Here is a 24,995-nt window from a genome sequence, read left to right as displayed (position 1 = left end):
GTTATGGGCATTTTCTCCATTGCCAACCAGCACATTCGCTTTGCGGTCAAACTGGCCTGCGCGATTGTACTGGCGCTGTTTGTCGGCTTTCACTTTGAGCTTGAAACCCCACGCTGGGCCGTTCTGACTGCGGCCATTGTCGCGGCGGGCCCTGCGTTCGCCGCAGGCGGTGAACCGTATTCCGGTGCGATTCGCTACCGTGGCATGCTGCGTATCTGCGGAACGTTTATCGGCTGTATCGCGGCATTAACCATCATCATCCTGATGATCCGCGCCCCGTTGTTGATGGTGATGGTGTGCTGCCTGTGGGCCGGTTTCTGCACCTGGGTTTCCTCTCTCGTTAAAGTTGAAAACTCCTATGCCTGGGGCCTCGCAGGCTACACGGCGTTGATCATCGTGATCACCATTCAGAATCAACCTTTGCTCTCCCCACAGTTTGCCGTTGAGCGCTGTAGCGAGATAGTTATCGGGATTGTCTGTGCGATCGTCGCCGATCTGCTGTTTTCCCCGCGTTCCATTAAGCAAGAGATTGACCGTGAGTTGGATGCGCTGCTGGTGGCGCAATTTCAGCTTATGCAACTGTGCATCCGCCACGGCGACAGTGAAGAAGTGGATGCCGCATGGGCCGCACTGGTGCGCAGAACTCAGGCGCTGGAAGGCATGCGCAGCAACCTGCACATGGAATCCTCCCGTTGGGCGCGTGCCAATCGCCGTCTTAAAGCTCTGAATACTCTGTCGTTAACGCTGATCACTCAGGCGTGTGAAACCTACCTGATCCAGAACACCCGTCCGGAGTTTATTACTGAGGAATGGCGTGAGATGTTCGAAGTGCCGGTAGAAAACGTGCAGGATGTTCACAAGCAGCTCAAACGGATGCGTCGCATACTCGCCTGGACGGGTCAGCATGACACGCCCATTACGCTTTATACCTGGATTGGTGCGGCGACTCGCTATCAATTGCTGAAACGCGGCGTCGTGGGGAATGCCAGAATCAACGCGCGTGAAGAAGAAATTTTGCAGGGTGAAGCCGTGGTGAAAGTCGAATCTGCCGAACGTCACCATGCGATGGTTAACTTCTGGCGCACCACGCTTGCCTGCGCTTTGGGAACGCTCTTCTGGCTGTGGACAGGCTGGACGTCGGGCAGCGGCGCAATGGTGATGATTGCAGTGGTGACTGCACTGGCGATGCGCTTGCCGAACCCGCGAATGGTGGCAATAGATTTTCTGCTTGGCACCCTTGCTGCACTGCCGCTGGGGGCGCTCTATTTCCTGGTGATCATTCCTTCCACACAGCAAAGCATGCTGCTGTTGTGTATCAGTCTCGCAGTATTGGCGTTCTTCATTGGGATTGAAGTACAGAAACGTCGGCTGGGGTCGCTCGGCGCACTGGCCAGTACCATCAATATTCTGGTGTTAGACAACCCGATGACCTTCCACTTCAGTCAGTTCCTGGACAGTGCTCTGGGTCAGCTGGTGGGCTGTTTCCTCGCCTTTATGGTGATTTTGCTGGTGCGTGATAACTCTCAAGCACGCACGGGTCGGGTACTGCTGAATCAGTTTGTGTCCGCCGCCATTTCGTCGCTGACCACCAACAAAGCAAGACGTAAGGAAAACCATCTGCCCGCGCTGTATCAGCAGCTGTTTATGCTGTTGAACAAATTCCCCGGGGATCTGGCGAAGTATCGTCTGGCGCTGAACCTGATCATTGCTCATCAACGTCTGCGCGATGCTCCCGTCCCGGTGAACGATGATTTATCGGCGTTCCACCGTCAGCTACGACGGACTGCGGATAAAGTCATTTCGGCCAGCAGTGATGACAAACGCAGCCGGTATTTCGGGCGACTGCTGGAGGAGCTGGATATCTACCAGCAGAAGCTGGAGGTCTGGGAAGCGCCGCTACAGGTCACGGAGCCGGTGAAAAGACTCACCGGGATGCTGCGAAAATATCAGCATGCATTGACGGTGAATTAACGCCCGGTGGCGCTTTGCTTACCAGGCTACAGAATAGCCCTTGTAGGCCAGCGCAAACGAAGTGCCGCCGGGCAATGCTTCGCTCTGCAATCTGACCGACGCCAAAAGCGTCGGTTTTTTTATGGCTATACTTAACTGTTATCACAGGACACCACGGTCGGAGGAATCATGACAACGCAGGCACTCCAGGATAACGAACTTTTTCAAACGGGTTTTTTTGTTGATGGCGTATGGAAACCCCTCGAGACGACATTCGACGTCGTTAACCCGGCAACAGGAGAAGTGATAGCCAAAGTAGCGAAAGCAGGTAAGAAAGAAACCGAAGCCGCGATTGCTGCAGCAAGTAAAGCTTTCCCACTCTGGCGAGCGAAAACGGCGAAAGAGCGCTCTGAAATCCTCTCTCGCTGGTATCAGTTAATCATCGAGAACAAAGCCTGGCTGGGCAGATTGATGACCACCGAGCAGGGCAAGCCGATAAAAGAAGCGGAAGGCGAAGTAGAATACGCCGCAAGCTTTATTCAGTGGTTTGCCGAACAAGGCAAACGCGCAAACGGCGAAATCATTCCGCCTGTCAAACCCGGTTCCCGAATTCTGGCGACTCGCGAACCTGTGGGTGTCGTCGCGGCCATCACGCCGTGGAATTTCCCGATGGCAATGCTGACGCGCAAACTTGGTCCGGCGTTGGCTGCGGGGTGTACCGGGGTTATCAAGCCTGCCAACAATACGCCGCTTAGTGCCTTCGCCCTCCTGCAGTTAGCCAAAAAAGCAGGTGTTCCTGACGGTGTGCTGAATGCCGTGGCGGGTAATACCTCTGAGATCAGTGACGCCATCATGGCCAGTCACGAAGTGCGCAAGATTTCTTTCACCGGTTCGACGGCTGTGGGCAAAACGCTGGTGCGAAACGCGGCAGAGACAATGAAGAAAGTGTCGATGGAGTTGGGCGGCAATGCGCCTTACATCGTCTTTGAAGATGCGGACATTGATGCTGCAGTGAAAGGCGCGATTGCCAACAAGTTCCGAAATGCCGGACAGGTGTGCGTCAGTGTTAACCGCTTCTACATTCAGGAAAAGGTCTACGACGAATTTACCCGCAAGCTGGCAGACGCCGTGAATGGCCTGAAAGTGGGGAACGGAGCGGAAGAGGGCGTTGTGGTTGGCCCGTTGATCGAACCCGCTGCCGTCAAGAAAGTGCGTGAACACGTTGAAGATGCCGTTGCCAAAGGGGCTAATGTGCTCGCCGGGGGCAAAGCCCATGCGTTGGGCGGCAATTTCTGGCAACCAACCGTTTTAGGCGATTGCAGCGATAACATGCAGTTAGCTCAGGAAGAAACCTTTGGCCCGGTAGCAGCCTGCTTCCGTTTCACCAGTGAGGAAGAAGTTATCCAGCGTGCGAACAACACGCCGTTTGGCCTCGCCGCTTATTTCTATACTCAGAATTTACAGCGGGTCTTCCGGGTCTCACAGGCGCTGGAAAGCGGCATGATCGGGATTAATGAGTGTGCCGTATCCACAGAGCTGGGGCCTTTTGGTGGCGTGAAGGAGTCCGGGCTTGGCCGTGAGGGATCGGTGTTAGGGCTGGATGAGTTTTTGGAAGTCAAAACCCTGCATCTTGGGGGATTATAAGCGAATACAAAGGGCGGCCTGCGCCGCCCGTCTGGGGCGAGGCGGGGCATGCATGAAAAGCTATACCTTTGATTTCAACCATATCGGCAATCAAAACGATTTTTACCGTGAGTTTACCCGCACGTTTTCCCTTGCCGGGGTGCCGATTCGCGATCTTGATTCACTCTGGGAAGCCGTGACCAACAGTCAGTTACCGCTGCCACTGGAGATAGAGTTTATCCATCTTGACGAGGCACAGCACCGACGCTACGGCGCGCTCATATTGCTGTTTGATGAAGCGGAAGAAGAGCTGGAAGGGATGCTGCGTTTTAACGTCCGGCATAAATAAAAAAGCCCCCGACAGGCGGGGGCAAGTCGTCAGTAAGACGACGAGGGTTTATTTGTACAGCTCAGCTGTAGCGTGCCAGGTATCGCCTGAACGCGCTTCGATAATGCGGTAGGAGGAAGCCCCTTCTTTTTCAGCTTTAGCAGCCAGTTCATGACGCATGTCCATTGGCGCGCTACCCACCTGAGAAACAGAGACGGTACCCATGGATTGCAGGTTTTGTGCCTGCTCTGCGCTAACCTGATGAACAGCTGCACCGGCGCTGAAAGAAAGAACAGATGCCAGACCCAGGGATGCGATAATCATTGCGTTTTTCATAATCTTTACCTCAATTCATTGATACGCGGCGAGAAGGTTTGAACTGCTTTTTTTATGCCTGGTGCCGCGGGTTTACATTCGGATTTTGCTTCTGACTATAAAGAAAACTTATTTGTACAGCTCTGCAGTGGCGTGCCAGCTTTTACCGGTGCGTGCTTCGATGATGCGGTAAGAAGAAGCACCTTGTTCCTGGGCTTTTTGATCCAACATCTGATGCATGTCCATCGGAGAAGAACCAACGGCACCGACAGAAACAGTCCCCATCGCCTGGCGATTAGCGGCCTGATCTGCATTGATAGAATCTGCTGCAAAAGCGCCGAAAGAGAGAACAGAAAGGATGGTCAATGCGCTTACAGTGGTTTTGATTTTCATAATATTCACCTCGTCGAATTTTTTATCAGGGTCTTGTTTCGTGACCCTCATCACAAAATCAAGTATACACTAATCACTCAAAAAATTAATACCAGGCTAATGATTGCCCGTGTAATTAAATGTCAAAAAACGTCATTTTTATAACTAAAAGGCATTAAAAATGGCAGGGAATGCAAAAGTGACCCTATTAAAAATAAGAAAATCATAGAGATAGATAGATTTGATATTTCGTGCGATTTTGCTAACGAGATTCACTGGATGAATACATTAAGGCAGTGAAACGCACTTAATGTTAAAGAAAAGGGAGTTTTATGTAGCGTTTCGGTGCGTTGGGAAGGACGGAGACTCTCCGGCGCTAACCGGAGAGGGGCACTTAAAGTTCTTGCTCGAACAACACCAGAATGGCTTCGTACAGATCTTTTACGGTGAAGCCGCGTGCGGGGGTGGTGAAGATAGTGTCATCGCCAGCGATGCTACCCAAAATGCCTTCTGCTTTACCCAAAGAATCCAGCAGACGGGCAATCAATTGTGCAGCGCCCGGGCTTGTGTGGATGACCACTACGGCATCGTTATAGTCGATGTCCAGCACCAGGTTTTTCAGCGGGCTGGAAGTGGTTGGAACGCCCAGCTCAGCGGGCAGGCAATAAACCATCTCCATTTTGGCGTTGCGGGTGCGGACTGCGCCGAACTTCGTCAGCATGCGGGAGACTTTAGACTGATTGATATTATCAAAGCCTTCTTCCTGCAATGCCTGGACGATTTCGCCCTGAGAACTGAATTTTTCTTCTTTAAGCAGCGCTTTAAACGCTTTGACTAATTCTTCTTGCTTAGACGAGCTTCGCATAAGTCACCCATTTCATGGCGGTAAAAACAACATTATTATGCATATGAATGAATTTTTATGCAAATTATCTGCCATCAACAAGGCTGAAATAATGTTATGAAAGGGAACGATTTTATCAAAAATCGTTATCAAGAAACATGCTTTCGTCACGGCGCGATAATAAGGGTAAAAGTAAATCAATTGTTATCAAAATGATGTTGTTTTGCCCAACTTGCTGGGTGTATTGTAACCAGTAGTCGACTGGTTACGCCGTCGCGTAAAGCCTGATTCAGGCGGTAAAGTGAGCGATAACAACGCAATGCTGCGGGGAACGCCGCATTCTGTCACACCGCTTGTTGTTATTGTTTACCTTGTGAATTAAGGTTGCCGCAACGGAGTTTCGGTAGATGAAACTAACCATAATAAGGAGTTTAGGATGAAAGTCGCAGTCCTCGGCGCAGCTGGCGGTATCGGCCAGGCGCTTGCCCTACTACTTAAGACCCAACTGCCTTCCGGCTCAGAACTCTCCCTGTATGATATCGCGCCAGTCACACCTGGTGTGGCGGTAGATCTCAGCCATATCCCGACAGCGGTCAAGATCAAAGGCTTTTCCGGCGAAGACGCAACACCTGCGCTGGAAGGTGCGGATGTGGTGCTGATTTCTGCCGGTGTCGCGCGTAAACCAGGGATGGATCGTTCCGATCTGTTTAACGTCAACGCTGGCATCGTGAAGAATCTCGTGCAGCAGGTTGCTAAAACTTGCCCGAAAGCCTGCATTGGGATCATTACCAACCCGGTCAACACCACGGTCGCGATTGCAGCAGAAGTGCTGAAGAAAGCGGGCGTTTACGACAAAAACAAACTGTTTGGCGTCACCACGCTGGATATCATCCGCTCAAATACTTTTGTGGCGGAACTGAAAGGCAAACAACCAACCGACGTTGAAGTGCCGGTTATTGGCGGTCACTCAGGTGTGACTATTCTGCCGCTGCTGTCGCAAATTCCAGGTGTGAGCTTCTCCGAACAGGAAGTGGCAGACCTGACTAAGCGTATCCAGAATGCAGGCACCGAAGTGGTGGAAGCAAAAGCCGGTGGCGGCTCCGCGACACTGTCTATGGGTCAGGCGGCTGCTCGCTTTGGTCTTTCCCTGGTGCGTGCACTGCAGGGTGAGAAAGGCGTCGTTGAGTGTGCTTATGTTGAAGGTGACGGTGAACATGCTCGTTTCTTCTCACAGCCGCTGCTGCTGGGTAAAAACGGGGTGGAAGAGCGTCAATCTATCGGCAAGCTGAGCGCGTTTGAACAACACGCGATGGAAGGCATGCTCGATACCCTGAAGAAAGATATCGTGCTGGGCGAAGAGTTTGTGAACAAATAAGCCTTTTGCCAGTAAAGAAGAACCGGAGCCTGTGCTCCGGTGAGAGTGATGACAAACCTCTAACGAATGAGATTCGTCATAGGGTACCGAATAAAAAACAAGGAAAATCAATTTATTGATTTTCGGCTGATAACCACAAAGAAGGAAAAACCACGCTTTTTCCTTCTTTGTCAGCAGTCTGACCGGAGCCTGTGCTCCGGTTTTTTTATGGCTGTTAGTTGGTTGCGGGATATTCCTGAATGGTGACTTTGAGCGTCAGCTTCTTATCATCGCGCATGACCACAACAGGGATAACGGAGCCAGGGCGAATTTCGGCCACCTGATCCATTGTCTCCAGCGCCGATACAGCCGGTTTGTCATTTACAGTGACAATCACATCGTTCACCTGAATGCCCGCTTCTGCCGCCGGGCCACCTGCTGCGACTTCATTCACCACAATGCCCTGAATCTGATCCAGTGCGCCACCCTGAGCGTGGAGCGGGGCAATTTCACGCCCGCTAATTCCGATATAACCACGAATGACGCGCCCATCACGAATCAGCTTATCCATGATTTTTGTCGCCAGCTGGAAAGGAATGGCGAAACCAATGCCTTCCGGTGTTTCGCCATCGTTGCTCTTATCAAAGGAAAGGGTGTTGATACCCATCAGTTCGCCGAGCGAATTGACCAGCGCACCACCGGAGTTGCCGTGGTTGATGGAGGCATCCGTTTGCAGGAAATTCTGCCGACCTGATGGGTTCAGGCCGATGCGCCCGGTGGCGCTGATAATGCCCTGAGTGATGGTTTGGCCCAGGTTATACGGGTTACCAATCGCCAGCACGACATCACCGATATGCGGAGTACGTTTGGGATTGATGGGAATAACGGGCAAACCGCCGTTGGCAGTGATTTTCAGGACTGCCAAATCAGTCAGAGTATCAGAACCGACCAGCAACGCTTCAAACACTCGTCCGTCCTGCAACGCGACGATGATCTGGTCGGCATCGTTAATCACGTGCTTGTTAGTAATGATGTACCCGCGCTCGTCCATAATCACACCCGACCCCAGGGTCAACATATTATGGCTGGTGTTATTTAACGCACGGTTGTAGACGTTCACCACGGCAGGTGCTGCACGTTTCACCGCTTGATTGTAGCTGGCAGGGGACTCGTCCGTACTGTCATACGGCGCTGTGGACAGCGGATTAAATTGACGCAATGACGGCATGGCGGCCAACAGAATGCCACCCACAATACAACCAATCGCGACGGAGCGTAGGAGCTTTACAAGCATGATGCCTTTATCACTGGTAAGGAAACAGGCGCAGCATACCATGAGTTTTTCGGGCATCACCCAGAGGATGCCCGAAAAATTTCACTTAACGCAGCAACAGATAGATACTTTCATTGCCGCGCATCACGTTGAGCGCAATGATCGCGGGTTTTGACTCCAGAACTTTGCGCATTTCGGCAATCGACTGAACTCGCTCACGGTTGATGCCGATGATGACATCATCTTTATGCAACCCAACCTGGGCCGCCGCGCTGCCTTTCACTACGTCATCAAGCACGATACCTTTAGTGCCATCTTTCATCTGGCCATCGCTCAATGACGCACCTTGCAGAGCAGGGGTGATCAGTTCGGCACTGGCGGTAGAGGAGGTGCTTTTATCCAGCGTGACTTCCACATCCAGTGGTTTGCCTGCGCGCAGTAAGCCCAGTTTAACCTTTGTACCCGGTTCGGTGGTGGCAATCCTTGAGCGCAATTCTGCGAAGCTATTTAGCGGTTTACCGTTCAGGCTGACTATTACGTCACCTGATTTAATGCCTGCTTTAGCTGAACCAGAACCTGGCAGGACTTCACTGACAAACGCCCCGCGCTGAATATCCAGATTGAAGGCTTTCGCGATATCAGCGGTCATTTCCATGCCTTTGATACCAAGCAGGCCACGCTTAATTTCGCCAAACTGAATCAGCTGTTTTGCCAGAGTAATGGCCATGTTGCTGGGAATGGCAAAGCCGATGCCGACACTGCCACCGGCGGGGGCCAGGATCGCGGTATTGATACCGACCAGTTCGCCATTAAGATTCAGCAGCGCGCCGCCGGAGTTGCCGCGGTTAATGGAGGCGTCGGTCTGAATGAAGTTTTCCAGACCTTCCAGATTGAGGCCGCTGCGCCCTAAAGCAGAAATAATGCCTGAAGTGGCAGTCTGGCCCAGGCCAAACGGGTTGCCGACCGCAACGGCAAAATCACCGACGCGAAGTTTGTCGGAATCGGCAATAGCGATTTGTGTCAGATGATCGGCTTTTTGCAGTTGCAGCAGCGCGATATCGCTTTGATCGTCGCTTCCCACCAGTTTGGCCTCAAACTCTCGCCCGTCGTTCAGCTGTACGCTGATTTTCTGCGCCTGATTCACGACGTGATTGTTGGTCAGCACATAGCCTTTTGCCGCATCAATAATGACGCCTGAGCCCAGACCTTCAAACGGTTGAGGCTGATCGGTTGGTGCGTCATCACCAAAATATTTCTTCAGTTCATCAGGAACTTGACCGCCAGGGGCGGGTGATGCGGTGCCTTCAACCTGCACGCTGACCACCGCAGGAAGCACTTTCTCCAGCATCGGCGCAAGGCTCGGTGGTTGGCCTTGTCCCGGGACCACGGCAGGCAGAGAGGCAGACACGGGCGCAGCAGCGCCAAGAGACAGTCCAACACTTAACGCTAACGCACTCAATAATAAGGTTTGTTTTTTCATTGATGCTGGCTCTCATTACCTGAGGAGGAGAAAGAAAAAATGCCCATAAACAGCCCGATGTTATTGAATTTTCGGACGCCTAACAATGAGGTGATGACTAAATAATAGCTGGGAAGGGGGGGAAGAGGCGGGCGCAGGAGTCGCGCCCGTAAAAAATAGTCAGAAAGGCGGTGATCAGTCGCGTTTAACGCCGCTGCGCAACAGACCGGATGCGCCATCTGAGTAATCGCGTGGCATCTGAACCGGCGCCTGATCGTTGCTGGCTTCAGATTCCGCCAGACGATTGCGGAATGGATTTTCCTCTGCGCTCATTTCCGGCAGCAGGTTGCTGGAGCTTTTCGCCATGTGCTGATACAGCTGGCGGTAATCATGCGCCATATTGTCGAGCAGCTCGGCGCTGCGGGCAAAGTGGCTGACTAACTCTTCACGATATTCGTCCAGCTCTGCTTTGTTCTTTTCCAGTTCGTATTGCAGGGCTTGTTGCTGGCGTAACTTGCGGTTGCCAAAGCGCATTGCGACGGCGCCAATGATGATACCGACGACTAAACCAATTAGCGCATATTCCCAGGTCATGAACTTCTCCCGTTGTTTTGTGGTTCCGTAGGGTGGCAAAAAGGCTCCTCGCCTGCGCCCGATAGTGCCACTATAACCGCTATTTCCTTAGAAGTGGAATCCTGGCGTATCATCGCGTAGTGTAGAACGGCCTTTTTTTCGACAACCGTGAACTGCGGCACGTTGCTTTTCAGGAAATAACAACAACTTATGCAAAGCATGACCCCCACATCGCGATACCTTCAGGCGCTCTCAGAGGGCTCCCATCAGCCGGACGATGTCCAGCGCGAGGCCGTCTCCCGGCTCGATGTTATCTACCAGGAATTGATGACCCGACCTTCCACCACGCCAGCAGCCAGCAGCGGCGGTTTACGTGCGAAATTCGGAAAGCTCCTGGGGAAACGAGACTCGACGACAACCGTCACGCCGGTTCGTGGCTTATATATGTGGGGAGGCGTCGGGCGCGGCAAAACCTGGCTGATGGACATGTTTTACCTGAGCCTGCCAGGTGAGCGTAAGCAGCGTCTGCACTTTCATCGCTTTATGCTGCGAGTGCATGAGGAACTCACGGCGCTACAAGGGCATAGCGATCCGCTGGAAATTGTGGCCGACCGATTTAAAGCCGAAACTGACGTGCTCTGTTTTGATGAGTTTTTTGTCTCAGACATTACCGATGCGATGCTGCTTGGCGGGTTAATGAAAGCCCTGTTCTCCCGCGGCATTACGTTGGTGGCGACCTCCAATATTCCGCCAGACGATTTATACCGTAATGGTCTGCAGCGCGTGCGTTTCCTGCCTGCCATCGACGCCATCAAAGAGCATTGCGACATCATGAATGTGGATGCGGGTATCGATTACCGTCTGCGCACGCTGACTCAGGCGCATCTGTGGCTTTCGCCGCTGAACGACGACACGCGCCAGCAAATGGACAAACTGTGGCTGGCTTTGGCGGGGGCTAAGCGTGAAAACGCGCCAACGCTGGAAATCAATCATCGGCCACTGGCAACGCTTGGGGCGGAAAACCAGACGCTGGCGGTTTCGTTCGCTACCCTTTGCGTTGATGCCCGCAGCCAACATGACTACATCGCGCTTTCACGGTTGTTCCACACGGTCATGTTAATTGACGTACCGGTGATGACGCCGCTGATGGAAAGCGAGGCCCGCCGCTTCATTGCGCTGGTGGATGAATTCTACGAACGCCACGTCAAACTGGTGGTGAGCGCAGAGGTGCCTTTACATCACATCTACCAGGGCGAGCGCCTGAAATTTGAGTTCCAGCGCTGCCTTTCACGCCTGCAAGAGATGCAGAGTGAGGAATACCTGAAGCGTGAGCATCAGCCTTAGTGCGCCACCCTCTCCTTATGGGAGAGGGGCTGGGAGTGGGGGCATCAGGCCGCACAAATCAAATGGTCGAAAACCTTGCGACTATTCGCATTTAGGGGTCGATCTTTGACCGTGACTTCTCTATAATCTTGCGACCCCACGTTACGAGAAGGTTTTTTTCCCAAAACTTTCTATGTGCTGGCATAGGCTATTCGAAGGGGTAGGTTTGCCGGACTTTGTCGTGTGAGCCTCAACTTTTAAACGTTTGGGTGTTCACCAACGTGTAACTTATTTATTTGGGTAAGCTTTTAATGAAAACTTTTACAGCTAAACCAGAAACCGTACAGCGTGACTGGTATGTTGTTGACGCGACCGGTAAAACTCTGGGCCGTCTGGCTTCCGAACTGGCTCGTCGCCTGCGCGGTAAGCATAAAGCGGAATATACTCCGCACGTAGATACTGGTGATTACATCATCGTTCTGAACGCAGAAAAAGTTGCTGTAACCGGCAACAAGCGCGAAGACAAAGTGTATTACCATCACACCGGTCACATCGGTGGTATCAAAGAAGCGACCTTTGAAGAGATGATTGCCCGCCGTCCTGAGCGTGTGATTGAAATCGCGGTTAAAGGCATGCTGCCAAAAGGCCCGCTGGGTCGTGCGATGTTCCGTAAACTGAAAGTTTACGCGGGTAACGAGCACAACCACGCGGCACAGCAACCGCAAGTTCTTGACATCTAATCGGGATTATAGGCAATGGCTGAAAATCAATACTACGGCACTGGTCGCCGCAAAAGTTCCGCAGCTCGCGTGTTTATCAAACCGGGCAGCGGCAAAATCGTTATCAACCAACGTTCTCTGGAACAGTACTTCGGTCGTGAAACTGCCCGCATGGTAGTTCGTCAGCCGCTGGAACTGGTCGACATGGTTGAGAAACTGGATCTGTACATCACTGTTAAAGGTGGTGGTATCTCTGGTCAGGCTGGTGCGATCCGTCACGGTATCACCCGCGCTCTGATGGAGTACGATGAGTCCCTGCGTGGCGAACTGCGTAAAGCTGGCTTCGTTACTCGTGATGCTCGTCAGGTTGAACGTAAGAAAGTCGGCCTGCGTAAAGCACGTCGTCGTCCTCAGTTCTCCAAGCGTTAATTGTTTTCTGCTCAGGCAGAACAATTGGCGAAAAAACCCGCTTCGGCGGGTTTTTTTATGGATAAAACAGGCGTTATCCACAATGGTTGTCGTTCTTTTCCGGCCTTTTTAAGCATTTCCAGAATCCCCTCACCACAAAGCCTGCAAAATCTGGTAAACTATCATCCAATTTTCTGCCCAAATGCGGGTGATTGGTCATTTTTTGTTTTGTTCGTGAACAGGAATGTCGTTCGACGCTTACAGGGCTTCACATCTGGCTGGCCGCGTGTTGTGGCTGGTAGCAGTAAAAATTCTTACTATACCTGGAGGTTTTCATGGCTGTCGCTGCCAACAAACGTTCGGTAATGACGCTGTTTTCTGGTCCTACTGACATCTATAGCCATCAGGTCCGCATTGTGCTGGCCGAAAAAGGTGTCAGCTTCGAGATTGAGCACGTGGAAAAGGACAATCCACCTCAGGATCTGATTGACCTCAACCCGAATCAAAGCGTCCCGACACTGGTAGATCGCGAGCTGACCCTTTGGGAATCTCGCATCATTATGGAATATCTGGATGAGCGTTTCCCCCATCCGCCGTTAATGCCGGTTTATCCGGTGGCGCGTGGTGAAAGCCGTCTGTACATGCACCGCATCGAGAAAGACTGGTATTCGCTGATGAATACCGTCATGAACGGTTCTGCGGCGCAGGCTGATGCTGCCCGTAAACAACTGCGTGAAGAGCTGCTGGCGATTGCGCCGGTCTTCACTCAGAAGCCGTACTTCCTGAGCGATGAGTTCAGCCTGGTCGATTGCTATCTGGCTCCGCTGCTGTGGCGTCTGCCGGTCATGGGCATCGAACTGGTCGGTGCGGGTTCCAAAGAGATGAAAGCGTATATGACTCGCGTCTTCGAGCGTGATTCCTTCCTCGCTTCCTTAACTGAACCCGAGCGTGAAATGCGCCTCGGTCGGGGCTAACTGAATGGATGTGTCACAACTGACACCGCGCCGTCCTTATCTGTTGCGGGCATTCTATGAATGGCTGCTGGATAACCAACTGACGCCACATCTGGTGGTCGACGTGACGTTGCCGGGTGTTCGCGTACCGATGGAGTACGCGCGTGACGGACAAATCGTTCTGAATATTGCACCACGAGCCGTGGGCAACCTGGAACTGGCGAACGACGGAGTGAGCTTTAACGCTCGCTTCGGCGGGGTGCCACGTCAGGTTGAAGTGCCTCTGGCAGCAGTGCTGGCGATTTATGCTCGTGAAAACGGTGCGGGAACCATGTTCGAGCCGGAAGCGGCGTACGACGAAGAGGCTCCCCACGTGAATGACGACGCTGAAATCGGTACTGAAGGTGAAACGGTGATGTCAGTGATCGACGGCGATAAGCCTGATCACGACGATGACAACGATCCTGATGACACGCCTCCACCGCGTGGTGGGCGTCCGGCGCTTCGCGTCGTGAAGTAATCTACTCTAACAGGCCCGTTTGGGCCTGTTAGATTGCTGACAAAGAAGGAAAAAGCGTGGTTTTTCCTTCTTTGTGGTGAGCAGCCGAAAATCAATGAATTGATTTTCCTTTTTTTTTGTTCTGCCACCCATGACAAAACGGTACTCGTTAGAGGTTTGTCATCAGTCTCACAGGCCCGTTTGGGCCTGTTTTGTTTTGTGCCTCATTTCACCTGCCTAAAAATCCTGTGTTACTATCACTTTGTTGTCACTTACTGTCACCTGGCGCCAGGAACCGCAATGAACGCATTTGATCCTCAGGAAGAAGAGACCTCTGAAACCATCGGCCGCAGTCTGAGCCGACGTCCGTTGGCGCGTAAAAAGCTGTCGGAGATGGTCGAAGAAGAGCTGGAGCAAATGATCCGCCGTCGTGAGTTTGCCGAAGGTGAGCAGCTTCCTTCCGAGCGTGAGCTGATGACTTTTTTCAATGTGGGGCGTCCTTCCGTGCGTGAGGCCTTAGCCGCGCTCAAACGTAAAGGTCTGGTGCAGATCAACAATGGTGAACGCGCCCGCGTGTCGCGACCTTCGGCTGATACCATCATCAGCGAGCTGTCCGGCATGGCGAAAGATTTTCTCGCGCACCCTGGTGGCATTGCCCATTTCGAACAGCTGCGTCTGTTTTTTGAATCAAGCCTCGTGCGTTATGCCGCTGAACACGCCAGTGACGAGCAGGTAGAGCGTCTGGCCAAAGCACTTGAACTCAACAGCCAGTCACTGGATGACAATGCGTTGTTCATCCGTTCAGACGTTGAATTTCACCGCGTGCTGGCGGAAATCCCCGGTAATCCTATCTTCATGGCAATCCACGTAGCATTGCTCGACTGGCTGATTGCCGCCCGTCCGAAAGTCTCCGATCAAGAACTCTATCAGCACAATAACGTCAGCTATCAGCAGCACATTGCGATCGTCGAGGCTATCCGCCAGCGAGATCCAGAAGAAGCTGATCGCGCTTTGCAAACCCATCTGAATAGCGTTTCTGCCACCTGGCACGCCTTCGGCCAAAACAAAAAGAAAAAGTAGCCCAACGATCCTGACGATCGTTTAGTGAAGCAGATCGCAATATAAGCGTTCTGTATAAGGTGCTGCATAAATGATCTGGTATAACAGGTATAAAGGTATATCGTAAAAACACTCCAGTCATTCATTGAGGTATCTATGGCAAAGCAATTACGTGGCGTAATGGCCGCACTCCTGACCCCGTTCAACACCCAGCAGGCACTGGACAAAGAGAGCCTGCGCCGCCTTGTGCGGTTCAACATTCAGCAGGGAATTGATGGGCTTTACGTGGGAGGATCGACGGGCGAGGCCTTTGTACAGAGCCTGGCCGAGCGTGAACAGGTGATGGAAGTTGTGGCTGAAGAGGCGAAAGGCAAAATCACCTTAATCGCCCATGTGGGTTGTGTCAGCACGGCGGAAAGTCAGCAACTGGCAGTGACCGCGAGCCGTCTGGGCTTTGATGCTGTGTCGGCCGTCACACCGTTTTACTATCCCTTCAGTTTTGAAGAACACTGCGACCACTACCGTGCAATTATTGATTCGGCTGATGGATTGCCGATGGTGGTGTACAACATTCCGGCGCTGAGTGGCGTGAAATTATCGCTCGAACAGATCAACACCCTGGTGACCTTACCTGGCGTGGGTGCGCTCAAGCAAACCTCGGGCGATCTCTTCCAGATGGAGCAGATCCGCCGTGAACATCCGGATCTGGTGCTTTACAACGGTTACGACGAGATCTTCGCTTCTGGCCTGCTGGCGGGTGCTGACGGTGGGATCGGCAGTACCTACAACATTATGGGCTGGCGCTATCAGGCCATCGCGAAGGCAGTTCGCGAAGGCGATAACGCCACAGCGCATCGTCTGCAAAGTGAGTGTAACAAGGTAATCGACCTGCTCATCAAAGTCGGCGTGTTCCGTGGCCTGAAAACCGTTCTGCACTATATGGACGTCCTCTCTGTTCCGTTGTGCCGCAAGCCTTTTGCCCCGGTGGCGGAGCAGTATCTGCCGGAGCTGAAAGCCCTCGCAGAGCAACTGATGGCTGAAAAGCGCTAATTCATTGCCGGATGGCGCTTCGCTTATCCGGCCTACCAGACATGGCACGTAGGCCGGATAAGGCGCAGCCGTCATCCGGCAATACAACAAAGAATTCGTCGGGAGAGTGTTATGAGTATCCCTACCCAAAGCATCCCGTGGTACCGCCATCTTACGCGCCCTCAGTGGCGAGCATTCTCGGCCGCCTGGTTGGGCTATCTGCTTGATGGCTTTGATTTTGTGTTAATTGCATTAGTGCTGACAGAAATAAAAAGTGAATTTGGCTTAACCACCGTCGAGGCGGCAAGCCTTATCTCGGCAGCATTTATCTCGCGCTGGTTTGGCGGATTGTTGCTGGGTGCCATGGGCGATCGATACGGACGTAAGCTTGCGATGATCACCAGTATCGTGCTGTTTTCCTGCGGCACGCTGGCGTGTGGCTTTGCGCCTGGCTACATCACCCTGTTTATTGCCCGCATGGTGATTGGCATGGGCATGGCGGGGGAGTATGGCTCCAGCGCGACCTATGTGATTGAAAGCTGGCCAAAACACCTGCGTAACAAAGCCAGCGGGTTTCTTATCTCCGGCTTCTCGGTTGGCGCGGTGATTGCTGCGCAGGTATACAGTCTTGTCGTGCCCGTCTGGGGTTGGCGTGCCTTGTTCTTCCTCGGCATTATCCCGATTGTGTTCGCGCTGTGGTTGCGTAAAAACATCCCTGAAGCGGAAGACTGGAAAGCGAAGCATGAAGGCAAAGCGCCGGTACGCACGATGGTCGATATTCTTTATCGCGGCAAATATCGCGTGATCAACATCGTCATGACTCTGTTTGCAGGAACGGCGCTGTGGTTCTGCTTTGCCGGAGAGCTCAACAATGCCGGACTGGTGGTGATCCTGGGTCTGCTTTGTGCCTGCGTATTCATCAGCTTTATGGTGCAAAGCAGCGGTAAGCGCTGGCCGACGGGCGTCACACTGATGGTGGTGGTTCTGTTTGCGTTCCTCTATTCATGGCCGATTCAGGCACTGCTGCCGACCTATTTGAAAACTGATCTGGCGTATGATCCGGCGATGGTCGCTCGGGTGCTGTTCTTTAGTGGCTTTGGCGCAGCGGTTGGCTGTTGTGTAGGCGGTTTCCTCGGCGACTGGCTGGGTACACGAAAAGCCTACGTTTGCAGCTTGTTGGTTTCGCAGTTGCTCATCATCCCGGTTTTTGCCATCGGTGGCGGCAATATCTGGGCGTTGGGTCTTCTTCTCTTCTTCCAGCAGATGCTGGGTCAGGGGATTTCCGGGATCTTACCGAAACTCATCGGCGGCTATTTCGATACCGATCAGCGCGCGGCCGGGCTTGGGTTTACCTATAACGTCGGCGCATTAGGTGGCGCGATGGCTCCGGTAATCGGTGCTCTGCTGGCACAACGTCTTGAACTGGGTACCGCGCTGGGCTCGCTCTCCTTTGGTCTGACGTTTGTCGTCATCCTGTTGATTGGTCTGGATATGCCGACGCGCGTCCAGCGCTGGATCCGCCCAGAAGCGCTGCGTACCCATGATTCGATTGATGGTAAGCCGTTCAGTGGTGCAGTGCCGTTTGGTGGGATTAAACACAAACAAGAGGCGCTGAAATGACCACGCTGGCTATTGATATTGGCGGGACAAAGCTGGCCGCGGCCCTCGTCGATGACTTACTGCAAGTGCGCGAACGGCGGGAAATACCCACGCCAGCCAGCCAAACGCCGGATGCTCTGGATGCCGCTTTAGCAGAACTGGTCGCGCCGATAGCCAAACAGGCGGAGCGTGTTGCCATCGCCTCTACGGGGATTATTCGGGAAGGGACGCTGCTGGCGATCAACCCTCATAACCTTGGTGGCTTGCTGCATTATCCGTTGGTGCAACGGCTTGAGAAACTCACTGGCCTTCCAACAATCGCCATCAACGATGCTCAGGCTGCGGCCTGGGCGGAGTATCAGGCATCAGGGATGCAGAATGAAGATATGGTGTTCATCACCGTGTCGACAGGCGTGGGGGGCGGTGTCATTAGTGGTGGCAACTTACAGACAGGAGCGGGTGGTCTTGCCGGGCATCTGGGGCATACGCTGGCTGATCCAACTGGCGCAGTCTGTGGTTGTGGACGTGTCGGATGCGTCGAAGCTATCGCTTCCGGAAGAGGCATTTCGGCGCATGCGTCTGGTGATTTATCCGGGCTGGATGCCAAAACGATTTTCGCCCATGCAGCACAGGGACACGTCCAGGCACAGGCACTGGTTAATCGCTCAGCGCAAGTCCTTGCCCGGCTGATTGCTGACGTGAAGGCCATTACAGATTGCCAGCGCGTTGTGATAGGCGGCAGCGTCGGGTTGGCTGATGGCTATCTGGACGCTGTACGGCGCTTTCTTGCACAAGAGCCACCTGTCTATCACGTAGAGGTGACGGCGGCTCATTACCGACATGATGCGGGATTATTAGGGGCCGCGATGCTGGCTCAAAGGAGCAATGATGATTGCAGGTGAAGTCGAAAGTCTGTCGCGTGCGGGTATGCATCCTCTGTTGGTGAATGCGCTGTTGCTGGCGCAGCAGGCTTGGCCACAGGATAAAGCGCCCGGGCGTTACGAGCTACAGGGTGACGATGTGTTTATGAATGTGATGCAGTTTGCCACCCAGGCACCGGAGTTGAAAAAAGCCGAGTTGCATGTGCAGTACATTGATATCCAGCTTCTTTTAGCCGGTGAAGAACGTATTTTGTATGGCGTTGCGGATTCTGCGCGTGAAGGTGAAGCGAGGCACATTGAAGAGGATTATCAGCTTTGCTGTCGCATTGAAGAAGAGCAGAGCATTAGCATGAAGCCTGGCATGTTTGCGGTCTTCATGCCGGGTGAACCTCATAAGCCAGGTTGTGTGGTCACAGATGAAGCCGAAATCAAAAAGGTGGTCATCAAGGTCCGCGCCAGTTTGCTTAGCGCATAAAAAAAGCCGGAGGGTGCAGACCCTCCGGCTTACTTTTCTGAACGATTACACTTCCAGCCAGTTCATGATGCCATCAGCAGCCTTACGGCCTTCGGCAATCGCAGTAACCACCAGATCTGAACCACGCACGATGTCGCCACCGGCAAAGATTTTCGGGTTGCTGGTCTGGAAGGCATTTTCGGTGCCTTCTGGCGCAATAATACGGCCCTGAGAATCCAGTTCGACGCTGTGTTTCGCCAGCCATTCCATGCTGTGAGGACGGAAACCAAACGCCATCACGACAGCATCAGCAGGCACAACGTGCTCTGAACCCGCAACGATTTCAGCACGGCGACGGCCTTTGGCATCTGGTGCGCCCATCTCGGTGCGCGCCATTTTCACGCCGCTCACTTTACCGTTTGCGTTCACTTCCACGCCCAGTGGCTGGACGTTGAACTGGAACTCCACGCCTTCTTCACGCGCGTTTTTCACTTCGCGTTTAGAACCTGGCATGTTCTCTTCGTCACGACGATAAGCACAGGTGACGTGCGTTGCGCCCTGACGAATGGAGGTACGCACGCAGTCCATCGCGGTATCGCCACCGCCCAGAACTACAACGCGTTTGCCTTCCATCGACACGTACGGCTCTTCGGTTGTCTCGCCGTAGCCCATCATCTGTTTGGTGTTGGCAATCAGGAACGGAAGTGCATCAAACACGCCATTCGCATCTTCGTTTTCCAGGCCGCCACGCATTGACTGGTAAGTGCCCACGCCGAGGAACACCGCATCGTACTCGCCCAGCAGATCGTCGAGCTGAACATCACGGCCCACTTCGACGTTGAGTTTGAACTCAATGCCCATGTCGGTGAAAATTTCACGACGACGGGTCATGACTTCTTTTTCCAGTTTGAACGCCGGAATACCAAAGGTCAGCAGGCCACCGATTTCCGGATGGCGGTCGAAGACCACTGCTTTGACGCCGTTACGGGTCAGTACGTCGGCACAGGCGAGGCCTGCAGGGCCTGCACCAATGATCGCCACTTTCTTACCGGTTTGTTTCACGCCGGTCATGTCCGGACGCCAGCCCATTTCGAACGCTTTATCGTTGATATAGCGCTCGATGTTGCCGATGGTTACCGCACCGAACTCGTCGTTCAGGGTACAGGAACCTTCGCACAGGCGGTCCTGTGGGCACACTCGGCCGCAGACTTCCGGCAAAGTGTTGGTCTGATGCGACAGTTCTGCCGCTTCAAAAATCCGCCCTTCGTTAGCGAGCTTCAGCCAGTTCGGGATGTAGTTATGAACCGGACATTTCCACTCGCAGTACGGATTACCGCAGGACAGGCAGCGGTCTGCCTGTGCTTTGGCCTGGCCTTCGGAGAACGTTTCGTAGATCTCAACAAATTCAATTTTACGGATCTTCAGCGGCTTCTTCGGTGGGTCAACACGCTGCAAGTCGATAAACTGGTAAACATTCTGACTCATCTGAATTCCTTACTGCGCCTGCACGCGCAACTCAGCGGCGCTACGACTACGGTGACCCAACAGTGCTTTGACATCGCTGGACTTCGGTTTAACCAGAGCGAATTTCGCGGAGAACGCTGGCCAGTTCGCCAGGATCTCTTCGCCACGCGAAGAACCGGTCAACTGAACGTGCTCGGTGATAAGCCCACGCAGATGCTCTTCGTGGATAGCGAGAGTTTCAACGTCCAGCACTTCCACCAGTTCCGGGTTCACGCGTTTGCGGAAATCACCGTCTTCATCCAGCACATAAGCGAAGCCGCCAGTCATGCCCGCGCCAAAGTTGACGCCGGTTTTACCAAGCACACAGACGATGCCGCCGGTCATGTATTCACAGCCGTTGTCACCAATGCCTTCGACCACGGTGATGGCACCGGAGTTACGCACGCCGAAACGCTCACCCGCACGGCCTGCGGCATATAAACGACCGCCCGTTGCGCCGTACAGACAGGTGTTGCCGATGATGCTTGCTTCGTGGCTGCGGAAGGCAGAACCCACCGGAGGACGAATGGCCAGCAGACCGCCCGCCATGCCTTTGCCGACGTAGTCGTTGGCATCGCCGGTCAGGTGCAGTTCCACGCCACCTGCGTTCCACACGCCGAAGCTCTGGCCTGCGGTACCGCTGAAGTGCGCTTTAATCGGGTCAGAGGCTAAGCCCTGATCGCCGTGCGTCTGAGCGATATAGCCCGACAGCGATGCGCCCACGGAACGGTCAGTGTTGCGAATATCAAACCAGAACGTTTTGCTCTGCTTGTCGTCGACAAACGGTTTTGCCTGTTGCAGCAGCTGCGCGTTCAGCACGCCGTTATCGAACGGCGGGTTGTTCTCGGTGCAGTACAGCGCTTTGCCAGGATGCGGCTCTGCGGTTTCCAGCAGTTTCGCCAGATCCAGTTTCTGCTGCTTGGCGGTGAAACCGTCCAGCTCTTTGAGCAGGTCGGTACGGCCAATCAGGTCTACCAGGCGTTTCACGCCGAGCTGCGCCATTAATTCACGGACTTCACGGGCGATAAATTCAAAGTAGTTGGTCACTTTGAACGGCAGGCCGTGGTAGTGATTCTTACGCAGTTTGTCGTCCTGAGTTGCCACACCGGTTGCACAGTTGTTCAGGTGGCAAATACGCAGGTATTTACAGCCGAGCGCGACCATCGGGCCGGTACCAAAGCCAAAGCTTTCAGCCCCGAGGATCGCCGCTTTGATAATATCCAGGCCGGTTTTCAGACCGCCGTCGACCTGCAGACGAATCTTATGACGCAGACCGTTAGCCACCAGTGCCTGTTGGGTTTCCACCAGACCGAGTTCCCACGGACAGCCCGCGTATTTCACGGAGGACAGTGGGCTTGCGCCGGTACCGCCGTCATAACCCGCGATGGTGATCAGGTCTGCATATGCTTTTGCTACACCGGTGGCGATGGTGCCGACGCCTGGTTCTGACACCAGCTTCACGGAGATCATCGCTTTCGGGTTGACCTGTTTCAGGTCGAAAATCAGCTGCGCCAGATCCTCGATAGAGTAGATATCATGGTGCGGCGGTGGCGAAATCAGGGTCACGCCAGGGACGGAATAGCGCAGTTTGGCGATATACGGCGTGACTTTATCACCCGGCAACTGACCGCCTTCACCCGGTTTAGCACCCTGAGCAACTTTAATCTGAATGACGTCGGCATTGACCAGATAGGCTGGTGTCACACCAAAGCGACCAGAAGCGACCTGCTTGATGCGCGACACTTTATTGGTGCCGTAACGCGCAGGATCTTCACCGCCTTCGCCGGAGTTCGAGTTACCGCCGATGCTGTTCATCGCTTCAGCCAGCGCTTCGTGCGCTTCAGGGCTCAGTGCGCCGATGGACATTGCCGCAGTATCAAAGCGTTTGAACAGCTCTTTCGCCGGTTCTACTTCGTTGATGCTAACTGCTTCATCACCTGGATTCAGCGCCAGCAGGTCACGCAGCGTTGCCGCCGGGCGTTCGTTAACGAGCTGAGCATAACGCTGATAGTCGCTGTACTCGCCGCTCTGCACCGCTTCTTGCAGGGTGCGAACCACGTCCGGGTTATAGGCATGATATTCGCCGCCGTGAACGTATTTCAGCAAACCGCCCTGATCCAGAGGCTTACGCGCCAGCCAGGCACGTTTGGACAGATTCAGCAGGTCCTGCTGGAAGTCATCAAACCCGGCACCACCGATACGGCTGACCACACCCTGGAAGCAGGTATTGGCCACGGTATCGTGCAGACCGACGGCTTCAAACAGCTTGGAGCAACGGTAAGAGGCGATGGTCGAGATGCCCATTTTGGACATGATTTTGTACAGGCCTTTGTTGATGCCGTTACGGTAGTTCAGCATCACATGGCGATAGTCTTTTTCGATGGCTTTGTTATCAACCAGCTTCGCCAGGGTTTCATAGGCGAGGTACGGGTAGATAGCCGTCGCGCCGAAGCCCAGCAGCACCGCAAAGTGGTGCGGGTCACGGGCGCTTGCGGTCTCAACGATGATGTTGGCGTCGCAGCGCAGGCTCTTATCGACCAGACGCGTCTGAATCGCCCCGACCGCCATTGGCGCAGGGACAGGCAGACGGTTTTTGGCGATGTTACGGTCAGAAAGCACCAGCAGTACGGTGCCGTTACGGACCATTTGCTCGGCTTTATCGCACAGCGCGTTAACGGTTTCTTCAAGCGTAGCTTCACTCACATCGAAAGTAATATCGAGCGTATCGGCGCGATAATGATCTTCCTGCATGGTGGTCAGCTGTTTGAAATCGGAGTACAGCAGAATCGGCGATTTGAAGCTCAGGCGGTGCGCCTGGCCTTCTGCTTCACAGAAGACGTTCATTTCACGGCCAATGCTGGTGGCGAGTGACATCACATGCGCTTCACGCAGCGGATCGATTGGCGGGTTGGTGACCTGCGCAAACTGCTGGCGGAAGTAGTCGTAAATGATGCGCGGCTGGCTGGAAAGTACGGCAAACGGGGTATCGTCACCCATTGAGCCAACCGCTTCCTGGCCATTTTCGCCCAGCACCCGAATCACTGAATCCAGCTCTTCGGCGCTGTAGTTAAACTGTTTCTGGTAGCTGGCGAGCGAGTCGTCGTCCATTTCGCGGCTGCCCACTTCTTCGTCCGGCAGATCTTCGAACGGCACCAGACGGCGGACGTTTTTCTCCATCCACTCTTTATACGGATGGCGGATTTTCAGGTCGTGGTCAGTTTCCGCAGAATGCAGAATGCGGCCAGCACGGGTGTCGATAACCATCAACTCGCCCGGGCCCACGCGGCCTTTCTCGACCACTTCATCAGGCTGGTAATCCCAGATCCCGACTTCCGAGGCGCAGGTGATGAGCTTGTCTTTAGTTATGACGTAGCGTGCCGGGCGCAGACCGTTACGGTCGAGGTTACAGGCAGCATAACGACCATCGGACATTACGATACCCGCCGGACCATCCCACGGCTCCATGTGCATGGAGTTAAAGTCGAAGAAGGCGCGCAGGTCTGGGTCCATGTCCGGGTTGTTCTGCCAGGCTGGCGGAACGAGCAAACGCATCGCACGCACGATATCCATCCCGCCTGCCAACAGCAGTTCGAGCATGTTATCCATCGAGCTGGAGTCAGAACCGGTTTCGTTAACGAACGGCGCGGCATCGTGCAGATCGGGAATCAATGGCGTCTGGAATTTGTAGGTACGCGCACGCGCCCACTGACGGTTGCCGGTAATGGTGTTGATTTCACCGTTGTGCGCCAGATAGCGGAACGGCTGTGCCAGCGGCCAGCGAGGCACGGTATTGGTGGAGAAGCGCTGGTGGAACAGGCAGATGGCCGACTCCAGACGCAGGTCCGCAAGGTCCAGGTAGAAGCGCGGCAAATCCGCCGGCATACACAGACCTTTATAAATGTTGATCAGGTTCGACAGGCTACAAACGTAGAAGTCTTTGTCTTCCTGCAGGCGTTTTTCGATACGGCGACGCGCGATGAACAGGCGACGTTCCATATCTCGTGGACGCCAGCCAGCCGGGGCGTTCACGAAAATTTGTTCGATACGTGGCAGCGAGGAGAGGGCGATTTCACCGAGCACCCCTTCGTTGGTTGGCACATCGCGCCAGCCGACAATCGACAGGGTTTCACGCTGAAGCTCTTCTTCAACGACGCGACGTGAAGCCGCCGCAAGCTCAGGATCTTTGTTCAGGAACAGCATACCGACGGCGTAGTTTTTGGCTAAACGCCAGCCGCGCTCTTCGGCGACCAGACGGAAGAAACGGTCCGGTTTCTGCAAAAGCAGACCACAGCCGTCACCGGTTTTACCGTCGGCAAGGATAGCACCACGGTGCTGCATGCGGGCCAGTGCGTGGATCGCGGTACGCACTACCTTGTGGCTAGGTTCGCCTTCTATGTGGGCGATCAGGCCGAAACCACAGTTATCCCTCTCAAGGGATTTATCGTACAACATATCAGTGAACCTCCCCAGGCTCTAC

At 53.9% G+C, this 24,995-nt stretch carries 22 protein-coding genes; 14 read left to right on the top strand and 8 right to left on the bottom strand.

The annotated features are described in order from the left end of the window. Positions 1-3 precede the first annotated feature (3 nt). The 3 genes from aaeB to ACI2I2_RS08915 all read left to right on the top strand — a co-directional run bounded on the left by aaeB (position 4) and on the right by ACI2I2_RS08915 (position 3,922). A complete protein-coding gene (aaeB, locus tag ACI2I2_RS08925) occupies positions 4-1,971 on the top strand; it encodes a p-hydroxybenzoic acid efflux pump subunit AaeB (protein ID WP_404657591.1) in 1,968 nt (655 codons plus the stop codon). Positions 1,972-2,139: 168 nt separating this feature from the next. Continuing rightward, positions 2,140-3,594, top strand: coding sequence for an NAD-dependent succinate-semialdehyde dehydrogenase (locus ACI2I2_RS08920; protein ID WP_404657590.1), 1,455 nt, complete (start codon positions 2,140-2,142; stop codon positions 3,592-3,594). 52 nt (positions 3,595-3,646) lie between these two features. Then, complete coding sequence (locus ACI2I2_RS08915; protein ID WP_404657589.1) at positions 3,647-3,922, top strand: hypothetical protein; 276 nt, start codon at positions 3,647-3,649, stop codon at positions 3,920-3,922. 48 nt (positions 3,923-3,970) lie between these two features. On the opposite strand, the gene yhcN-B is transcribed toward ACI2I2_RS08915, so the two are convergent. The 3 genes from yhcN-B to argR all read right to left on the bottom strand — a co-directional run bounded on the left by yhcN-B (position 3,971) and on the right by argR (position 5,453). Further along, a complete protein-coding gene (gene yhcN-B / locus ACI2I2_RS08910; RefSeq protein ID WP_330984018.1) occupies positions 3,971-4,237 on the bottom strand; it encodes a DUF1471 family stress response protein YhcN-B in 267 nt (88 codons plus the stop codon). Between the two features lie 108 nt (positions 4,238-4,345). After that, entirely contained in the window at positions 4,346-4,609 is a 264-nt protein-coding gene (gene yhcN, locus ACI2I2_RS08905) for a peroxide/acid stress response protein YhcN (protein ID WP_404657588.1), read from the bottom strand. A 373-nt stretch (positions 4,610-4,982) separates the two neighbouring features. After that, positions 4,983-5,453 (bottom strand): transcriptional regulator ArgR, encoded by a 471-nt coding sequence (argR, locus tag ACI2I2_RS08900; protein ID WP_330984016.1) that lies wholly within the window; start codon positions 5,451-5,453, stop codon positions 4,983-4,985. Positions 5,454-5,868: 415 nt separating this feature from the next. Between argR and mdh the strand changes: the two genes are divergently transcribed. Further along, positions 5,869-6,807 (top strand): malate dehydrogenase, encoded by a 939-nt coding sequence (gene mdh, locus ACI2I2_RS08895; protein WP_330984015.1) that lies wholly within the window; start codon positions 5,869-5,871, stop codon positions 6,805-6,807. 214 nt (positions 6,808-7,021) lie between these two features. Here the strand turns inward: mdh and degS are convergent, their stop codons facing one another. The 3 genes from degS to zapG form a co-directional block, all read right to left on the bottom strand. Continuing rightward, positions 7,022-8,080, bottom strand: coding sequence for an outer membrane-stress sensor serine endopeptidase DegS (degS, locus tag ACI2I2_RS08890; protein WP_404657587.1), 1,059 nt, complete (start codon positions 8,078-8,080; stop codon positions 7,022-7,024). A gap of 85 nt (positions 8,081-8,165) precedes the next feature. After that, complete coding sequence (degQ, locus tag ACI2I2_RS08885) at positions 8,166-9,539, bottom strand: serine endoprotease DegQ (protein WP_404657586.1); 1,374 nt, start codon at positions 9,537-9,539, stop codon at positions 8,166-8,168. 174 nt (positions 9,540-9,713) lie between these two features. Further along, entirely contained in the window at positions 9,714-10,112 is a 399-nt protein-coding gene (gene zapG / locus ACI2I2_RS08880; protein WP_330984012.1) for a Z-ring associated protein ZapG, read from the bottom strand. Positions 10,113-10,301: 189 nt separating this feature from the next. Here zapG and zapE point away from each other — a divergent pair, with 189 nt between their 5' ends. The 10 genes from zapE (at position 10,302) to nanQ (ending at position 19,036) form a co-directional block, all read left to right on the top strand. Continuing rightward, positions 10,302-11,435: a cell division protein ZapE gene (gene zapE / locus ACI2I2_RS08875; RefSeq protein WP_404657585.1), complete on the top strand. Its 1,134-nt coding sequence runs from the start codon at positions 10,302-10,304 to the stop codon at positions 11,433-11,435. 290 nt (positions 11,436-11,725) lie between these two features. After that, on the top strand, positions 11,726-12,154 hold the full coding sequence (gene rplM / locus ACI2I2_RS08870; RefSeq protein WP_182062705.1) for a 50S ribosomal protein L13: 429 nt from the start codon (positions 11,726-11,728) through the stop codon (positions 12,152-12,154). 15 nt (positions 12,155-12,169) lie between these two features. Then, on the top strand, positions 12,170-12,562 hold the full coding sequence (gene rpsI / locus ACI2I2_RS08865; protein ID WP_003025138.1) for a 30S ribosomal protein S9: 393 nt from the start codon (positions 12,170-12,172) through the stop codon (positions 12,560-12,562). A gap of 314 nt (positions 12,563-12,876) precedes the next feature. Beyond that, positions 12,877-13,515, top strand: a complete 639-nt coding sequence (sspA, locus tag ACI2I2_RS08860; protein WP_404657584.1) for a stringent starvation protein SspA — start codon at positions 12,877-12,879, stop codon at positions 13,513-13,515. A 4-nt stretch (positions 13,516-13,519) separates the two neighbouring features. Next, entirely contained in the window at positions 13,520-14,014 is a 495-nt protein-coding gene (gene sspB / locus ACI2I2_RS08855) for a ClpXP protease specificity-enhancing factor (RefSeq protein WP_404657583.1), read from the top strand. 279 nt (positions 14,015-14,293) lie between these two features. After that, entirely contained in the window at positions 14,294-15,073 is a 780-nt protein-coding gene (nanR, locus tag ACI2I2_RS08850) for a transcriptional regulator NanR (RefSeq protein ID WP_330984006.1), read from the top strand. Between the two features lie 135 nt (positions 15,074-15,208). Further along, entirely contained in the window at positions 15,209-16,102 is an 894-nt protein-coding gene (nanA, locus tag ACI2I2_RS08845; RefSeq protein ID WP_404657582.1) for an N-acetylneuraminate lyase, read from the top strand. Positions 16,103-16,213: 111 nt separating this feature from the next. Beyond that, complete coding sequence (locus tag ACI2I2_RS08840; protein ID WP_404657581.1) at positions 16,214-17,701, top strand: MFS transporter; 1,488 nt, start codon at positions 16,214-16,216, stop codon at positions 17,699-17,701. Then, positions 17,698-18,582, top strand: coding sequence for an N-acetylmannosamine kinase (locus ACI2I2_RS08835; protein ID WP_404657580.1), 885 nt, complete (start codon positions 17,698-17,700; stop codon positions 18,580-18,582). Before ACI2I2_RS08840 ends, ACI2I2_RS08835 begins: the two co-directional genes overlap by 4 nt. Next, entirely contained in the window at positions 18,569-19,036 is a 468-nt protein-coding gene (gene nanQ / locus ACI2I2_RS08830) for an N-acetylneuraminate anomerase (RefSeq protein WP_404657618.1), read from the top strand. The genes ACI2I2_RS08835 and nanQ overlap by 14 nt, the downstream gene beginning before the upstream one ends. 45 nt (positions 19,037-19,081) lie before the next feature. Here nanQ and gltD read toward each other — a convergent pair whose 3' ends face one another. Together gltD and gltB are read right to left on the bottom strand one after the other, a co-directional pair. After that, positions 19,082-20,500 (bottom strand): glutamate synthase subunit GltD, encoded by a 1,419-nt coding sequence (gene gltD, locus ACI2I2_RS08825; protein WP_404657579.1) that lies wholly within the window; start codon positions 20,498-20,500, stop codon positions 19,082-19,084. Between the two features lie 9 nt (positions 20,501-20,509). After that, positions 20,510-24,970 carry a glutamate synthase large subunit gene (gene gltB, locus ACI2I2_RS08820; RefSeq protein WP_404657578.1) on the bottom strand — a complete coding sequence of 1,487 codons (4,461 nt, stop codon included), beginning with the start codon at positions 24,968-24,970 and terminating at the stop codon, positions 20,510-20,512. Positions 24,971-24,995: the final 25 nt, after the last annotated feature.

Origin of the sequence: Scandinavium sp. NPDC088450 (assembly GCF_044900545.1) — a bacterium.
Taxonomy (GTDB): domain Bacteria; phylum Pseudomonadota; class Gammaproteobacteria; order Enterobacterales; family Enterobacteriaceae; genus Scandinavium.
This window is presented reverse-complemented; position numbering and strand designations above follow the sequence as displayed.